This is a genomic window from Streptomyces sp. NPDC046887 (assembly GCF_040644755.1).
GTDB lineage: Bacteria > Actinomycetota > Actinomycetes > Streptomycetales > Streptomycetaceae > Streptomyces > Streptomyces lichenis.
The window spans coordinates 88,505-101,995 of sequence record NZ_JBEYXH010000014.1; the positions used below are offsets into that span (position 1 = coordinate 88,505).

Consider the following 13,491-nt stretch of genomic DNA (forward strand, 5'->3'; position numbering starts at 1 on the left):
CGAGCGTACGGAGCAGATCGCGGGCCACCGCGTCGTTCTGCCGGAAGGCGGGGGCGTCGGTGCCCGGGCGGGCGAAGGCGGCGACCGCGCGGCTGTTGGTGGGCGCGCCGAGGGCGAGGCGCCGGGGGTGTGGGCCGCCGGTGGACGGGTCGACCAGCCGGGCGGTGGCGGGCGAGACGGTGAGCAGCCCGGAGCGGTGGGTGTGGCCGGCGTCGCTCAGCACCTCCTCGGCGATCCGGCCGGCCCGGTGCAGCCCGGCCAGCAGCGGATCCTCGGTGCGCTCCAGCGAGGGCCGGGGCAGATAGGCCTCGATCAGGGCGGTGGCCCGCACGGTGTGGCCGGGGACGGTGGGGCTGGTGGCGGTGAAGGTGCCGGTGGCCTCGTCGGTGCCGATCCGGACGTCCGCGCCGAGGAACCGCACCACCCCCGCCCGGGACAGGGCGTCCAGCTGGCGCAGCCGGAAGCCGGGCGGCCCGGAGGCGAGGAAGCTGAAGAACCCCTGCCACCAGCCGTCCACCCCCTCGGCGACCGAGCGGGCGGTCAGCCGCCCGGTGGCGACCAGCCCCGGCAGCTGCCCGTAGACCGAGAGCAGGGCGTAGAACGCCCCCAGGTCCGCGCTGAACCGCTGGTCCTCGCGGCGGGCGACATCCGCGTGGACCAGCTCGCGCACATGCTTCTGGAAGTCGTCCGGCAAGGCGAAGGCCAGCCCGTCCAGCGGGCGGTCCAGGGCCTCGAAGTCCAGCCGGTCCGCCGGGTCCGGCACGGCGGCGGCCACCAGCTCGGCCATCCGCGGCGCGTACCAGTCCAGCCGGTCGTACGCCTCGCGGAAGCCGGCCCAGTCCAGGGCGGTGCGCTCGGGGTAGGCGTGGAACAGCTCGTGGTAGTGGCCGAACCCGATCTCCCTGGCCATCAGCGGCCAGACGTCCCGGCGCAGGTCCAGGGCGGTGCCCCGGGCCAGCAGACCGCGTACCGCCTCCGGCCCGAAGTAGCGGGGCAGCGGTGGCCTCGGGCCCCGCAGCCGGTAGCGGGTCTTGGAGTGGTACGGCACCCCGCGCCGGGAACCTGCGTACAGCACCGGCTCCCGGCCGGACGGCAGATACTCCAACTCGCCGCCGGGCCCGGTGCGGTAGCCGCCGCCACGGCCCTCGGTGAGCAGCACCACCAGATCGGTGAAGGCCAGACCCAGGCCGCGCAGCAGGACGGGTTCGCCGGGGCGCAGCCCGGACAGGTCGGCGTCGGCGGAGAACTCCGGCGGGAGGTGGAAGCGGCCGTGGCGGCGGGCAAAGTCGGCGTGGGCCCGGTGCTCGGCCGTGGGCACCGAGCCCAGATGGCCCTGGGCGAGGACCACCAGATCGGCGGTGAGCGGGGCGGACCGGCCGGTCAGCCGCACCTGCTGCGGGCCGTCCGGGGGGCCGGTCACCTCGGTCGCGGTGGCCCGGTGCCACTCGACGGTGACCGAGGGCGGAAGGGCGGCCAGAGCCCGGCGGAAGGCCCAGTCCAGATAGGCGCTCTGCACCCGGCGGGTGGGGAAGTCGGCGCCGTCCAGGGCCCGCAGTTCGGCGAGCACCTCCGGGTCGGCGGGCTCCGCGTACGGGGCGTGGCGCGGGCCGCGGCCGGAGAACTGGGCGGCCCACTGGGCCAGCGAGGGCCCCGGCCGCACCGGGCCCTCGATGGTGGAGGAGTCGTCGGTGAACAGGGTGACGTCCTCGGCCATGGAGTTCATCCGCAGCAGCGGCGACTGCTCCCGGCGCCAGACCCGCCCCGGGCCCGGCGGATGCGGGTCCACCAGATGGATCCGCAACCTCCGCCGCTCGTCCCAGAGTTCGGGGGCGTTGGCGCCGATCCGCTCCAGCAGCCCGGTGGTCCGGGGCCCGGCGCCCACCACGACGATCGATGACGGGTCATCGGGTGCGGTCATCGGCCGCCTCCGCTCTTCGACGGGGCGGTGGGTGCGGTGGGCGCGGTGGCCGCGCTCAACCGGGCCCGCAGGGCGGCCAGTCGTATCCGCAGCCGCCGCACCGGGGTCGGCGGCAGGGCGCGTGCGGTGCCGCGCGCGTAGTGCCGCTCCACGTAGAACTGCCCGATGCCCAGCACCGTGGTGACGGCGACGTACCAGAGGGTGGCCACCAGCAGCAGCGGGATGACCTGGTAGGTCTGGTTGTAGACCAACTGGACCGAGTAGAGCAGGTCGTGGACCGCCAGCACACTGACGATGCTGGTGCCCTTGAGGGTGCCGATCAGCATGTTCCCGGCGGTCGGCACGATGGAGCGCATCGCCTGCGGGATCACGATCCGGCGCAGGGTGCGCCACCGGCCCAGGGCCAGCGCCGCGGCGGCGTCGCTCTGCCCGCTCTCCACCGAGAGGATCCCGCCGCGCACCACCTCGGCGGCGTACGCGGTCTCGTGCAGGGTCAGTCCGATGACGGCGGTGAGCACCGGGCCGAGCAGGTTGACCGTCTCGACGGTGAACAGCTCGGGACCGTACGGGATGCCCAGGCCGAGGGTCGGGTAGAGGGCGCCGATGTTGAACCAGAACAGCAGCTGCACCAGCAGCGGGGTGGAGCGGAACACCCAGACGTACCCCCAGCCCAGCGCCCGCAGCACCGGGTTGGCGGACAGCCGCATGACCGCGACCAGGGTGCCGAGCAGGAAGCCGAGCACCATCACCGCGGCGGTCAGCCACAGGGTGAGCAGCAGCCCGTCCAGCACGGCGGCGGTGGTGAAGTACCGCCCCACCACGTCCCATTGGAAGGCGTCGTTGCGGACCACCGAGTCCAGCAGCCGGGCCAGGAGCAGCAGGGCGAGAGCCGCCGCCAGCCGTCGGCCGAGATGCCGGCGCGGCACGATCGGGGGCGGCGGCCCGGAGTCCGGGGGAACGGACACCGCGGACGCGGGCCCGGTCGGCGCGGAGGCGACCGCGGTGACGGGACCGGTTACGGGGGCGGCGGGGGCCAGGGCGTCGGAAGGCGTGACCATCGGGGGTCTCTCCGGGGGAGGGGATCGCGGGCGTGGGGCACCGCCCGGCGCACCCGCCGGCGCGCGGCACAGGTGCCGCGCGGCCTCGGTGCGGGCCGGGGGTTCTCGCGTCATCACGCTCGCCGCGTCCCTCAACGCGGCCGGAGCGGCGTCCACCAGTGCGGAGCCGGATCCGCCGACGATCGTACGTGCCGACGGCGTGAGCCTGTCAACCACGGCCGAGCGTGCCCGGCCCCAACGAGGGTGCGAACAGCGCGGATTGCGGCCCCGAACCGTCTGCCGCAGCCCCCGGCGAAACGCCTCACCGCTTGACGAACAGTCCTCTGTACTGCTCAATGAACCCCATGGATGCCGCTCAGCAGCGCTTGGTCTCGCGCGACCACATCGACTTCGGTCGGGTGTGGTCCGCGGCGTGTTGCGCCTGACGCGGCAGCGGGCCGTCTGATCGGCCCTTCCCTCCCTCGGTTCCCCGTCGCGGGCCGACCCCTCCCTCGTACCCCCGCCGTGCGCGGACGCCCACCCGCGCACCGGGAGCGTACGAGCCGGACGCGCGCTGCCGCCGCCTCCTTCGACGCCTCGCGTCTCACGCCGTAGCACCCACGCCGTAGCACCTGTTGGCGCCGCCGTTTCCCGGTGCGCGCCCCTTCGACGCTTCCGCATGCCCGATGCGCCCCGCCGGGGCGGTCGTCGGCCACCCGGCCGCGCACACCGCCCCGTACGACGACGTATCCATGTATCGACTTATCGCTGAAAGGTCATCTCCATGCCTGTGGAGTTCCTTGGCATCGCCGCGACCAACGACGGTTCCGAGACCACCGCCCGCTCCGGTGCCGCCTTCGACCGGGAGTACACGCTCCGGCTGGGCCGCGCCCACGAGGACCACGGCTGGGACCGGGTGCTGTTCGCCTACGGCTCCGGCTCCCCGGACCCCGCACCGGCCGCCGCGTATCTGGCGAGCAGGCTGGACCGGTTGCGGATTCTGCTTGCCCACCGCCCCAATGTCTCCTACCCGACCTTCGCCGCCAAGACCTTCGCCACCCTGGACCAGATCAGCGGCGGCCGGCTGACGGTGCACTTCATCACCGGCGGCAACGACCACGAGCAGCGCCGGGAGGGCGACACCCTCACCAAGGACGAGCGCTACGCCCGCACCCGCGAGTACATCCGGATCGTCAAAAGGATCTGGACCACCCATGAGCCCTTCGACCACGAGGGCGAGTACTACCGCTTCCAGGACTTCGTCAGCGATGTCTTCCCCGTTCAGCAGCCGCGCCCCGGTGTCTCGTTCGGCGGCTCCTCACCTGCCGCGTTCGCCGCCGGGGGCGCCGAGGCGGACATCTACTGCCTGTGGGGCGAGCCGCTGGCGCGGACCGCGGAGCAGATCGAGGCGGTGAAGGCCGCCGCCCGGGCCGCCGGGCGCACCGACGTGCCGCGCATCCAGGTCGCCTTCCGCCCGATCATCGCCCCGACCGAGGAACTGGCCTGGGAGAAGGCGCACCGCACGGTCGGCGCCATCCGGCAGCGCAAGGAGCAGGGCCTGGTCCGCCACCGCCGCGGCAGCGACCCCGAGAACACCGGCTCCCAGCGGCTGATCGCGATCGCCGAGGCGGGGGAGCGCTACGACCGCGCCCTGTGGACCCCCACCGCGGCCGCCACCGGCGGTGCCGGCAACTCCAACGCCCTGGTCGGCACCCCGGAGACGGTCGCCCAGGCCCTGCTGGACTACTACGACCTCGGCGTGGACATCCTCTCCGCGCGCGGCTACGACCTGCTGGGCGACGCCATCGACTTCGGCCGCCATGTCATCCCGATCGTCCGCGAGGAGGTCGCCAAACGCGACGCCGAACGTGAAGCCAAGCGGGACGCCGGGCGCGAAGCCGAACGCGATGCCGAGCGAGCTACCGGCCAGGACACCGACCGCACCGCATCCACGGCTCTCGCGGCGGTGCGCGGATGACCGCCCCTGCCCAGGCGCCGGCCACCCCGCACCCCGCCGCCCCCGCCCAGGCGCCAACCACCCCGCACATCGCCGGTGCCGCAGCCCTACCCCCCGTACGGTCCTTCGTCCGGGTGGAGGTCGCCGACCCCCGGGTGCGGCCGCTGCTGCGCGAGCTCGGCGACGAGTACTCGGCCCGCTACGGCAAGGACGCGCACAGCGAACTCGCCCGCTACCCCGACCAGGAGTTCACCCCGCCGCACGGAGGGCTGCTCGTCCTGCTGCTGGAGGACGGCGAGGCGGTCGCGGGCGGCGCGTTCCGCCGCTATGACGAGGCGACCGCCGAGCTGAAGCGGATCTGGACGCACTCCGCCCACCGGAGGCGCGGGCTGGCCCGGCTGGTCGTCGCCGAACTGGAGCGCGAGGCCGCCACCGCGGGCTATCGGCGGATCTACCTCACCACCGGCCACCGCCAGCCGGAGGCCCGCAACCTCTACCTCGTCACCGGCTACACCCCGCTGTTCGACACCGAGGCCGACCCGGAGGCCATCGGCGGCCCGCTGCCCTTCGAGAAGCGCATCGCGTCCACCCGGGAGGCCACCGCATGAGGCCCACCACCACCCGCGTCCGGCGCGCCGCCCTCCTCCCGCCGGTGCTGCTGCTGCCGGTGCTCACGGCCTGCGGCTCCGGCGACGGCGGGGCCGTGGCGGCCGGCGGCGCCTCACCCGCGCCCACCGCCGACCCGGTGGCCGCCGTCCGCACGGTGGAACCGGTCGCCGCGCTGCTGCCCGCGAAGGTCCGCGAGGCGGGCACCCTGCGGGTCGGCAGCTCCATCGGCGCCCCGCCCGGGGCGTACTACCCCGACGGCCAGGGCAAGCCGCCCGCCGGACAGGACATCGACCTCGCCGACGCCGTCGCCAAGGTCCTCGGCCTGGAACTGGAGCGCCAGGACGCCTCGTTCGAGACGATTCTGCCCGCCCTCGGCAGCGGCAAGTACGACCTGGGCACCGGCAACTTCGGCGTCACCGCGGAACGCCGCAAGACCGTCGACTTCGTCACCTACATCAACGACGGCCAGGGCTTCGCGGTGAAGACCGGCAGCACCAGGCTGAAGAAGCCGGTCAGCGACCTCACCGAACTGTGCGGACTGACCGTCGGCACCAGCGCCGGCACCACCTTCGAGGCCACCCTCCGAGCTCAGCGCGGGGTGTGCGCCGAGGCCGGGAAGAAGCCGTACCAGGTCAGTGTCTTCAGCGAGTCCGGCGCCCTCAACACCGCGCTGCGGCAGGGCCGGATCGACGTGGTGATGTCCACCATCAACGGGCTGCGCCACCAGGCCGCCCAGCCCGCGGCCGGCACCACCTTCCTCGGCGAGTACCACCGCCTGGACGTCGGCTTCGCCTTCGCCAAGGGCTCCAAGCTCACCCCCGCCTTCCAGGCCGCCGTGAACCAGCTGATCAAGGACGGCACCTACGCCCGGATCCTGGAGAAATGGGGCACCACCGCCTCCGCGATCGAGAAGTCCGAGATCAATCCCCCCGAACACGCCAGAAGTTGAACCCTCCGCGGCCCGCCGAGCAGAGACACGACACCATCATGGGACTGACCACCGACCCCGCCCCGCCGGGCCCGCTCCTCGCGCCCCCCGGCACCCAGCCCCCGCCCCTGCCCCCGACGGAGGACGACCCCGCCGAGGTGCGGGTGGTCCCCGTACGCCACTACGGCCGCTGGGCCGCCGCCGCGGCCGTCGCCGTACTCGTCGCCCAGTTCGTGCACGGCCTGGTCACCAACCCCGTCTGGGAGTGGCACGTCTTCGCCGACTACGTGCTGTCCGAGACCATCGTCCAGGCCGTGCTGGTCACCCTCCAGCTCACCGCCTACGCCACCGTGCTCGGCTTCCTCCTGGGCACCGTGCTCGCCTTCATGCGGCTCTCCCGCAACCCGGTGCTCCAGACCGTGGCCTGGTCCTACGTCTGGGTGTTCCGCTCCATCCCGATGATCGTCCAGCTGGTGTTCTGGTTCAACCTCGGTGCCCTGTACCGGGAGTTGGGCGTCGGCATCCCGTTCGGCCCGGTCTTCTGGTCGGTGGACAGCAACAGCCTGATCGGCACCATCGGCGCCGCCCTCATCGGGCTCTCGCTGCACCAGGCCGCCTACGCCGCCGAGATCGTCCGCGGCGGGGTGCTCTCCGTGGACCACGGGCAGCTGGAGGCGGCCGCCGCGCTCGGCATCCCCCGGCTGCGGCAGATCCGCCGGATCGTCCTCCCGCAGGCCATGCGCGCCATCCTGCCCACCGCAGGCAACGAGATCATCGGCCTGCTCAAGGGCACCTCGGTGGTCTATGTGATGGCCATCGGCGAACTCTTCTACCAGGTCCAGGTGGTCTACGGCCGCACCGGCCGGGTCATCCCGATGCTGATGGTCGCCACCGCCTGGTACGTCCTGCTCACCACGGTGCTGTCGGTGGCCCAGTACTACGTGGAGCGCCGCTACGCCCGCGGCGCCGACCGCACCCTCCCGCCCACCCCGCTCCAGCGCCTGCGGCGCCTGGCGGCGGCCCGACCCGTACCCGCACCCGTGCCCCGCCCCCTGAAGGAGCAGCCATGAGCGAGGACCAGGCCATGGTCGACATCCGAGGCGTCCACAAGAGCTTCGGACCGCTTCAGGTGCTGCGCGGGGTCGATCTGCGGGTGCGCCCCGGGGAGGTCACCGCGATCCTCGGGCCCTCCGGCTCCGGCAAGTCCACCCTGCTGCGCACCATCAACCACCTGGAGAAGGTGGACCGCGGCTGGATCAGCATCGACGGCGAGCTGATCGGCTACCGCAGCATACGGGGCCGGCTGTACGAGCTGAAGGAGAAGGCCGTTCTGCGGCAGCGCACCCATATCGGCTTCGTCTTCCAGGACTTCAACCTCTTCCCGCACCTCACCGTCCTGGAGAACCTGGTGGAGGCCCCGGTCTCCGCGCTGCGCCGCCCGCGTGCCGATGCCCGGGCGACCGCCCGCCGGCTGCTGGAGCGCGTCGGTCTGGCCGACAAGGCCGGCGCCTATCCGCGGCAGCTCTCCGGCGGCCAGCAGCAGCGGGTGGCCATCGCCCGGGCGCTCGCCCTGGAGCCGAAGGTGCTGCTCTTCGACGAGCCGACCTCGGCGCTCGACCCGGAACTGGTCGGCGAGGTCCTGGACGTCATCAAGGACCTGGCCCGCACCGGCACCACCATGATCGTCGTCACCCATGAGATCGGCTTCGCCCGCGAGGTGGCCGACACCGTGGTGTTCATGGACGGGGGAGTGGTGGTGGAGCAGGGGCCGCCCGCGGCCGTCCTGGACGATCCCGGCCATCCGCGCACCCGCGCCTTCCTCGCCAAGGTCCTCTGACCACTCCCTGTTCACTCCCTCACGTCCCACCCATCCCGCAAGGAGAACCGCCGTGCACACCCGCCGCACCGCCACCACCACCGTCCTCGGACTCGCCGCCGCACTGCTCCTCGGCGCCTGCGCCAACCCGAGCGACGGGGCCACGACCGAGGTGGGGGCCCCGGGCGACGGTTCCGGCAAGACCGGTACATCCGTCAAGATCAACAACAGCCCGGACCAGAACCGGGTCACCGCCCCGAAGGTGGACGCGATAGCCGCCACGCTGCCGGAGGCGGTACGCAAGAGAGGCACCCTGAAGATCGTCAACTCGGCCGACGCCTCGGCGCCGCTCGGCTTCTACGCCACCGACGACAAGACCCGCATCGGCGTGGAGACCGACATCGCCCATCTGGTCGCGGGCACCCTCGGCCTGAAGCCGGAGTTCACCTCGGTCTCCTGGGAGAACATCTTCGTCGGCCTGGACGCCGCCAAGTACGACGCGGGCTTCAGCAACATCACCGTCACCGAGGAGCGCAAGGAGAAGTACGACTTCGCCACCTACCGCAAGGACGACCTGGCCTTCGAGGCGAAGAAGGGCAGCAAGCTCAAGATCGACGACTTCCGCGACGTCGCCGGTCACACCATCGCCGTGGACTCCGGCACCAACCAGGAGAAGATCCTGGTCGACTGGAGCAAGCAGGCCGAGAAGGCGGGTCTGGAGCCGGTCGACATCAAGTACTACAAGGCCGCCTCGGACACCTATCTCGCCCTGGAGTCCGGCCGTATCGAGTTCTTCCTCGGCCCCAGCCCGACCGCCGCCTACCGGGTGGCCTCCGCCGGGAAGACCGAGATCGCCGGCACCCTCTCCGGCGCGGGCGACGGCCTCCAGGGTCTGATCGCGGCCACCACCAAGAAGGACAGCGGGCTGGTCGAGCCGCTGGCCGCCGCGCTCAACGAGGTCATCGACAACGGCACCTACGCCAAGGTCCTCCAGCGCTGGGGCCTGTCCTCGGAGGCCGTGGCGAAGTCCGAGATCAACCCGCCCGGCCTGCCCAAGACCGCCAAGTAGCGGCCACCACCCCCACCACCCCTCACCGGCCTCGGAGGCTCCCCGTGTCCCGCCTGACCTTCCACTGGTTCCTGCCCACCAACGGCGACAGCCGGCATGTGGTCGGCGGCGGACACGGCACCGCGGTCACCGCCTCCGGGGCCGACCGGCCGCCCACCGTCGGCTACCTCTCGCAGATCGCCCGAGCCGCCGAGGACCTCGGCTTCACCGGGGCGCTCACCCCCACCGGGGCCTGGTGCGAGGACGCCTGGCTGACCACCGCCATGGTCAGCCGGCACACCGAGAAGCTGAAGTTCCTGGTCGCCTTCCGGCCCGGCTTCGTCTCGCCGACCCTGGCGGCGCAGATGGCCGCCACCTTCCAGCGGCACTCCGGCGGACGGCTGCTGCTCAATGTGGTCACCGGCGGCGAGAGCCGGGAGCAGCGCGCCTACGGGGACTTCCTCGACAAGGATGCCCGCTACGCCCGTACCGACGAGTTCCTGCACATCGTCGCCCGGCTGTGGGAGGGCGGGACCGTCGACCACACCGGGGAGCATCTGCGGGTGGCGGACGCCCGGTTGGCCCGGGTGCCGGAGCCCCGGCCGGAGATCTACTTCGGCGGCTCCTCACCCGCCGCCGGGGAGGTCGCCGCACGCCATGCGGATGTCTACCTCACCTGGGGCGAGCCGCCGGCCGCGGTGGCGGAGAAGATCGCCTGGATCCGGGCGCTGGCCGAGAAGGAGGGCCGGAGCGTGCGCTTCGGCATCCGGCTGCATGTCATCACCCGGGACACCGCCGAACAGGCCTGGGCGGAGGCCCGGCGGCTGCTCGACGGCTTCGACCCCGACACCGTGCGGTCGGTGCAGAGCGGGCTGGCCCGCAGCGAGTCCGAGGGCCAGCGCCGGATGCTGGCCCTGCACGGCGGCGGCCGGGACGGCCTGGAGATCCACCCCAACCTCTGGGCCGGGATCGGACTGGTACGGGGCGGCGCGGGCACCGCGCTGGTCGGCGGCCACCAGGAGGTCGCCGAGCGGATCGAGGAGTATCACCGGCTCGGGATCGACGAGTTCGTGCTCTCCGGCTACCCCCACCTGGAGGAGGCGTACTGGTTCGGCGAGGGGGTGCTGCCCCTGCTCGCGGCGCGCGGACTCTGGGCCCACCCGCACCGCGCCCCGGCGCCCGGCACCACCGGGTGAGGGCCGCGCCTACTCCCGTACGCCGTGGAGGAAGAGCTGCGGCTCCGGCTGGGCGTCCGGGTGGTCCGGGGTGAACAGCGCCTCCTCCCGGGCCAGTACGCGCAGCCCGGCCCCGGCCAGCATGGCGGCGAAGTCCTCCGCGGCGAAGCTGGTGGCCCGCACCGGCTGCCCCATGAAGACGAACGGCACGTCCTCCACATCGGCGGCGACCGTGGCCACCGCGACCGCGCCGCCCGGCCGGACCGCCCGCACCAGCCGCCGCAGCACCTCCGACTGCTCGACCCGGCCCATCATCAGCAACGGGAAGTAGGCGCAGACCGCGTCGAACGAGGCCTCGTCGAGCGGCAGTTCGCGGACATCGGCGCAAGTGAACTCCGCGCCGGGCACCCGCTCCCGGGCGAGCGCCACCATCACCGGTGACACATCCACCCCCAGCACCCGGTGCCCGGCCTCCGTGAGCACCGCCGCGGTGGGGCGCCCGGTGCCGCTGCCCACGTCCAGCACCCGGCTCCCCGGCTCCAGCCGGCCCAGCAGCCACTCCAACGAGCGCCGATGGGGCTCCGAATGGGCGAACGCCTCCTCGTACGAGGCCCCCAGCGCGTCGAACACCGCCGCGGCGCGGCTGGGTCGGTCCTGTTCGGTCATCGGGTCCCCTTCGGCTCGGTCCTCGGTCCGCGCATCGCTCCTCGGGGCATGTTCTCAGGCGCGCGGTACCAGGCGCTCGGCCGCCGCGCGGGCCGAGGCCAGCGCCCGGCCGCGGTCCTCGTCCCGCCGTCCCAGTACGACCTGGATGCTCAACCCGTCCAGCAGCGCCAGCAGTTCGCGGGTCCGGGCCGGTACGTCGAGGTCGGCGGCGAGGCGGCCCCGGTCCACGCCCTGGGCGAGCAGCGCCTGCAGGTCGCGCTGCCAGCCCTGGTCCAACTCCTCCTGCGCCTGCCGCAGTTCCTCGTTGGCCTGGGTGCGGGCCCACAGTTCGATCCAGAGCATCCACCGCGGATCGCGCGGACCGCGCGGCAGATACAGCTCCAGGAACTGGTCCAGTCGGCGCTCCGCCGCCGTGCGCCGGGTCAGCAGGGCGCGCCGCTCCTCGGTGAGCGCGGCCTCGCTCCAGCGCAGTGCCTCCAGCAGCAGCCGGTCCTTACTGCCGAAGTAGTACAGGATGTGCCCGCCGCTGGTGCCGAGGCGTTCGGCCAGCGCCGACATGGTGAGCGGGGCGAGTCCCTGCTCGGCGATGACCGTCATGGCCTCTTCGAGCATCCGCTCCTGGGTGACCTGTCCGTCGCGCCGGCGCCCCACTGACCACCCTCCCTGCCGCCCCCGTACCCGGATTCCCGGTGCGGGGGCCTTGACGTTTCCTGCCCGAGCGTACATCTTGAATGCCGTTCTAGTTTCTTGAACGACATTCAAGATCGGGCATTCAGGATCAAGAGATTCAGGATCAAGGCATCCAAGATCCAAGGAGGTGCCGTATGGCGTCCCAGACCGCCGGCCGGTCCCAGCCGGAACCCCCCACCGCTCCGGAAGGCCCCACGGCCCCCACCACCCCGGAAGACCCCGCTGCCCCGCAAGGTTCCGCGGCCCCCGCCGGCCTCCGCACCGGGGTCGCCGGTGACGAGGTCTTCCGGGTGGAGACCCACGGCATCGACCCCATCCCCGACGAGGAGCGGCACGGCCGGGCCCGGGACCTCTTCTGGCTCTGGTTCGGCTCCAACCTCACCTTCACCTATGTGATCAACGGCGCCCTCGCGGTCGCCTTCGGCCTGTCCTTCTGGCAGGCCACCGCCGTGGTCCTGGTCAGCGGACTGGCGTTCTTCGCCATCAGCGCCGCCGGACTGAGCGGGGTGCGCACCGGCACCGCCACCCTGGTGATCTCCCGCGCCGCCTTCGGGGTCCTCGGCAACCTCCCCGCCGGCGCCCTCAACTGGGTCGTCAGCATCGGCTACACCGTGGTCAACACGGTCGTCGGCACCCTCGCCCTCCAGGAGCTGCTCGCCGAGGCCGGCTGGTACGGGACCCCGGCCCGGGCCGTCGCCCTGGCGGCCACCCTGGTGCTGACCTTCGCCGTCGCCATGTGGGGCCACGCCACCGTCCAGCTGGCCGAACGCTGGCTCGCCTACGTCCTGGCCGCCGGCTTCGGCGTCCTGCTGGTGCTGCTGCTGCCAGGCGCCGACACCACCTCGGCACCCGCCACCGCCCCCGGCGCCGCCGGCTGGAGCCTGGCCTTCGTGGTCATGCTGGCCGGGCCCTTCTCCTACGTCCCGATGCCCGCCGACTACACCCGCTATCTGCCCCGCGACACCTCACTGCGCGCGCTGACCTGGTGTGGAGCGCTCGGCGGCTTCCTCTCCTCCGCGGCCCTCGGTATCGCCGGGGTCGCCGCCGCCACCCGCACCGACATGACCGACTCGGTCGCCGCCACCGAGGCGCTGCTGCCCGGCTGGTTCCAGCCCGCCTTCCTGCTGCTGGTGCTGCTCGGCTCGGTGACCAACTCGATCCTGACCCTCTACTCCTCCAGCCTCAACCTCCAGGTCCTCGGCATCCCCTGGACCCGCGCCAGGGCCATCGTGATCAGCGCCGCGGTCACCGCGCTCGGCTCCCTGGGAGCCCTGTTCCTGGTGGACTTCACCAGCTCGCTGCTCTCCTTCCTCTCCCTGCTGATCATCGTGTTCGCGCCCTGGGGCGGGGTCTTCCTCGCCGACATGCTGCTGCGCCGCTGCCGGTACGACACCGAGGCCCTGCACTCCGGACGCGCGGGCCGCTACTGGTACCGGGCCGGCGTCCACCCGCCCGGCCTCACCGCCCTGCTGGCCGGGATGGTCTTCGCCGCCCTGACCTGCGACTCCGAGCTGTGGACCGGGCCACTGGTCGCCCCGCTGGGCGGCGCCGACCTCACCCTGCTCGGCGCCCTCGTCTCCGGCCTCACCTACACGGCGCTCGCCCGCCGCACCGTCGTCCGCTGATCCGCCAGCCCGTACCAAGGAG

The 13,491-nt window shown here is 72.9% G+C and carries 11 protein-coding genes and 1 pseudogene; 8 read left to right on the top strand and 4 right to left on the bottom strand.

What is annotated here, in order from left to right:
• Position 1: 1 nt before the first annotated feature.
• Positions 2 to 1,918: pseudogene (locus tag ABZ945_RS15940) on the bottom strand (FAD/NAD(P)-binding protein); the annotation flags it as partial.
• On the bottom strand, positions 1,915 to 2,976 hold the full coding sequence (locus ABZ945_RS15945) for an amino acid ABC transporter permease (protein ID WP_361269102.1): 1,062 nt from the start codon (positions 2,974 to 2,976) through the stop codon (positions 1,915 to 1,917). The pseudogene ABZ945_RS15940 and the gene ABZ945_RS15945, both read right to left, overlap by 4 nt.
• A gap of 763 nt (positions 2,977 to 3,739) precedes the next feature.
• Between ABZ945_RS15945 and ABZ945_RS15950 the strand changes: the two genes are divergently transcribed.
• The 7 genes from ABZ945_RS15950 to ABZ945_RS15980 are packed head-to-tail and all read left to right on the top strand — an operon-like array spanning position 3,740 to position 10,509.
• Complete coding sequence (locus tag ABZ945_RS15950) at positions 3,740 to 4,933, top strand: LLM class flavin-dependent oxidoreductase (protein ID WP_361269105.1); 1,194 nt, start codon at positions 3,740 to 3,742, stop codon at positions 4,931 to 4,933.
• The gene (locus ABZ945_RS15955; protein WP_361269107.1) at positions 4,930 to 5,520 is read left to right on the top strand and encodes a GNAT family N-acetyltransferase; all 591 of its coding nucleotides are present in this window, start codon (positions 4,930 to 4,932) and stop codon (positions 5,518 to 5,520) included. Before ABZ945_RS15950 ends, ABZ945_RS15955 begins: the two co-directional genes overlap by 4 nt.
• Positions 5,517 to 6,470 (top strand): ABC transporter substrate-binding protein, encoded by a 954-nt coding sequence (locus ABZ945_RS15960; RefSeq protein WP_361269110.1) that lies wholly within the window; start codon positions 5,517 to 5,519, stop codon positions 6,468 to 6,470. The genes ABZ945_RS15955 and ABZ945_RS15960 overlap by 4 nt, the downstream gene beginning before the upstream one ends.
• A gap of 38 nt (positions 6,471 to 6,508) precedes the next feature.
• Positions 6,509 to 7,519, top strand: coding sequence for an amino acid ABC transporter permease (locus ABZ945_RS15965; protein WP_361269112.1), 1,011 nt, complete (start codon positions 6,509 to 6,511; stop codon positions 7,517 to 7,519).
• Positions 7,516 to 8,286, top strand: coding sequence for an amino acid ABC transporter ATP-binding protein (locus ABZ945_RS15970; RefSeq protein ID WP_361269114.1), 771 nt, complete (start codon positions 7,516 to 7,518; stop codon positions 8,284 to 8,286). The genes ABZ945_RS15965 and ABZ945_RS15970 overlap by 4 nt, the downstream gene beginning before the upstream one ends.
• Positions 8,287 to 8,338: 52 nt before the next feature.
• Positions 8,339 to 9,334, top strand: a complete 996-nt coding sequence (locus ABZ945_RS15975; RefSeq protein ID WP_361269117.1) for an ABC transporter substrate-binding protein — start codon at positions 8,339 to 8,341, stop codon at positions 9,332 to 9,334.
• 44 nt (positions 9,335 to 9,378) lie between these two features.
• A complete protein-coding gene (locus ABZ945_RS15980; protein ID WP_361269120.1) occupies positions 9,379 to 10,509 on the top strand; it encodes an LLM class flavin-dependent oxidoreductase in 1,131 nt (376 codons plus the stop codon).
• 9 nt (positions 10,510 to 10,518) lie between these two features.
• On the opposite strand, the gene ABZ945_RS15985 is transcribed toward ABZ945_RS15980, so the two are convergent.
• Together ABZ945_RS15985 and ABZ945_RS15990 are read right to left on the bottom strand one after the other, a co-directional pair.
• Positions 10,519 to 11,154, bottom strand: a complete 636-nt coding sequence (locus ABZ945_RS15985) for a class I SAM-dependent methyltransferase (RefSeq protein WP_361269123.1) — start codon at positions 11,152 to 11,154, stop codon at positions 10,519 to 10,521.
• Between the two features lie 54 nt (positions 11,155 to 11,208).
• The gene (locus ABZ945_RS15990) at positions 11,209 to 11,766 is read right to left on the bottom strand and encodes a TetR/AcrR family transcriptional regulator (RefSeq protein ID WP_361269258.1); all 558 of its coding nucleotides are present in this window, start codon (positions 11,764 to 11,766) and stop codon (positions 11,209 to 11,211) included.
• Between the two features lie 212 nt (positions 11,767 to 11,978).
• On the opposite strand from ABZ945_RS15990, the gene ABZ945_RS15995 reads away from it, so the two are divergent.
• Entirely contained in the window at positions 11,979 to 13,469 is a 1,491-nt protein-coding gene (locus ABZ945_RS15995) for a cytosine permease (RefSeq protein ID WP_361269125.1), read from the top strand.
• The last annotated feature ends 22 nt before the right edge of the window (positions 13,470 to 13,491 follow it).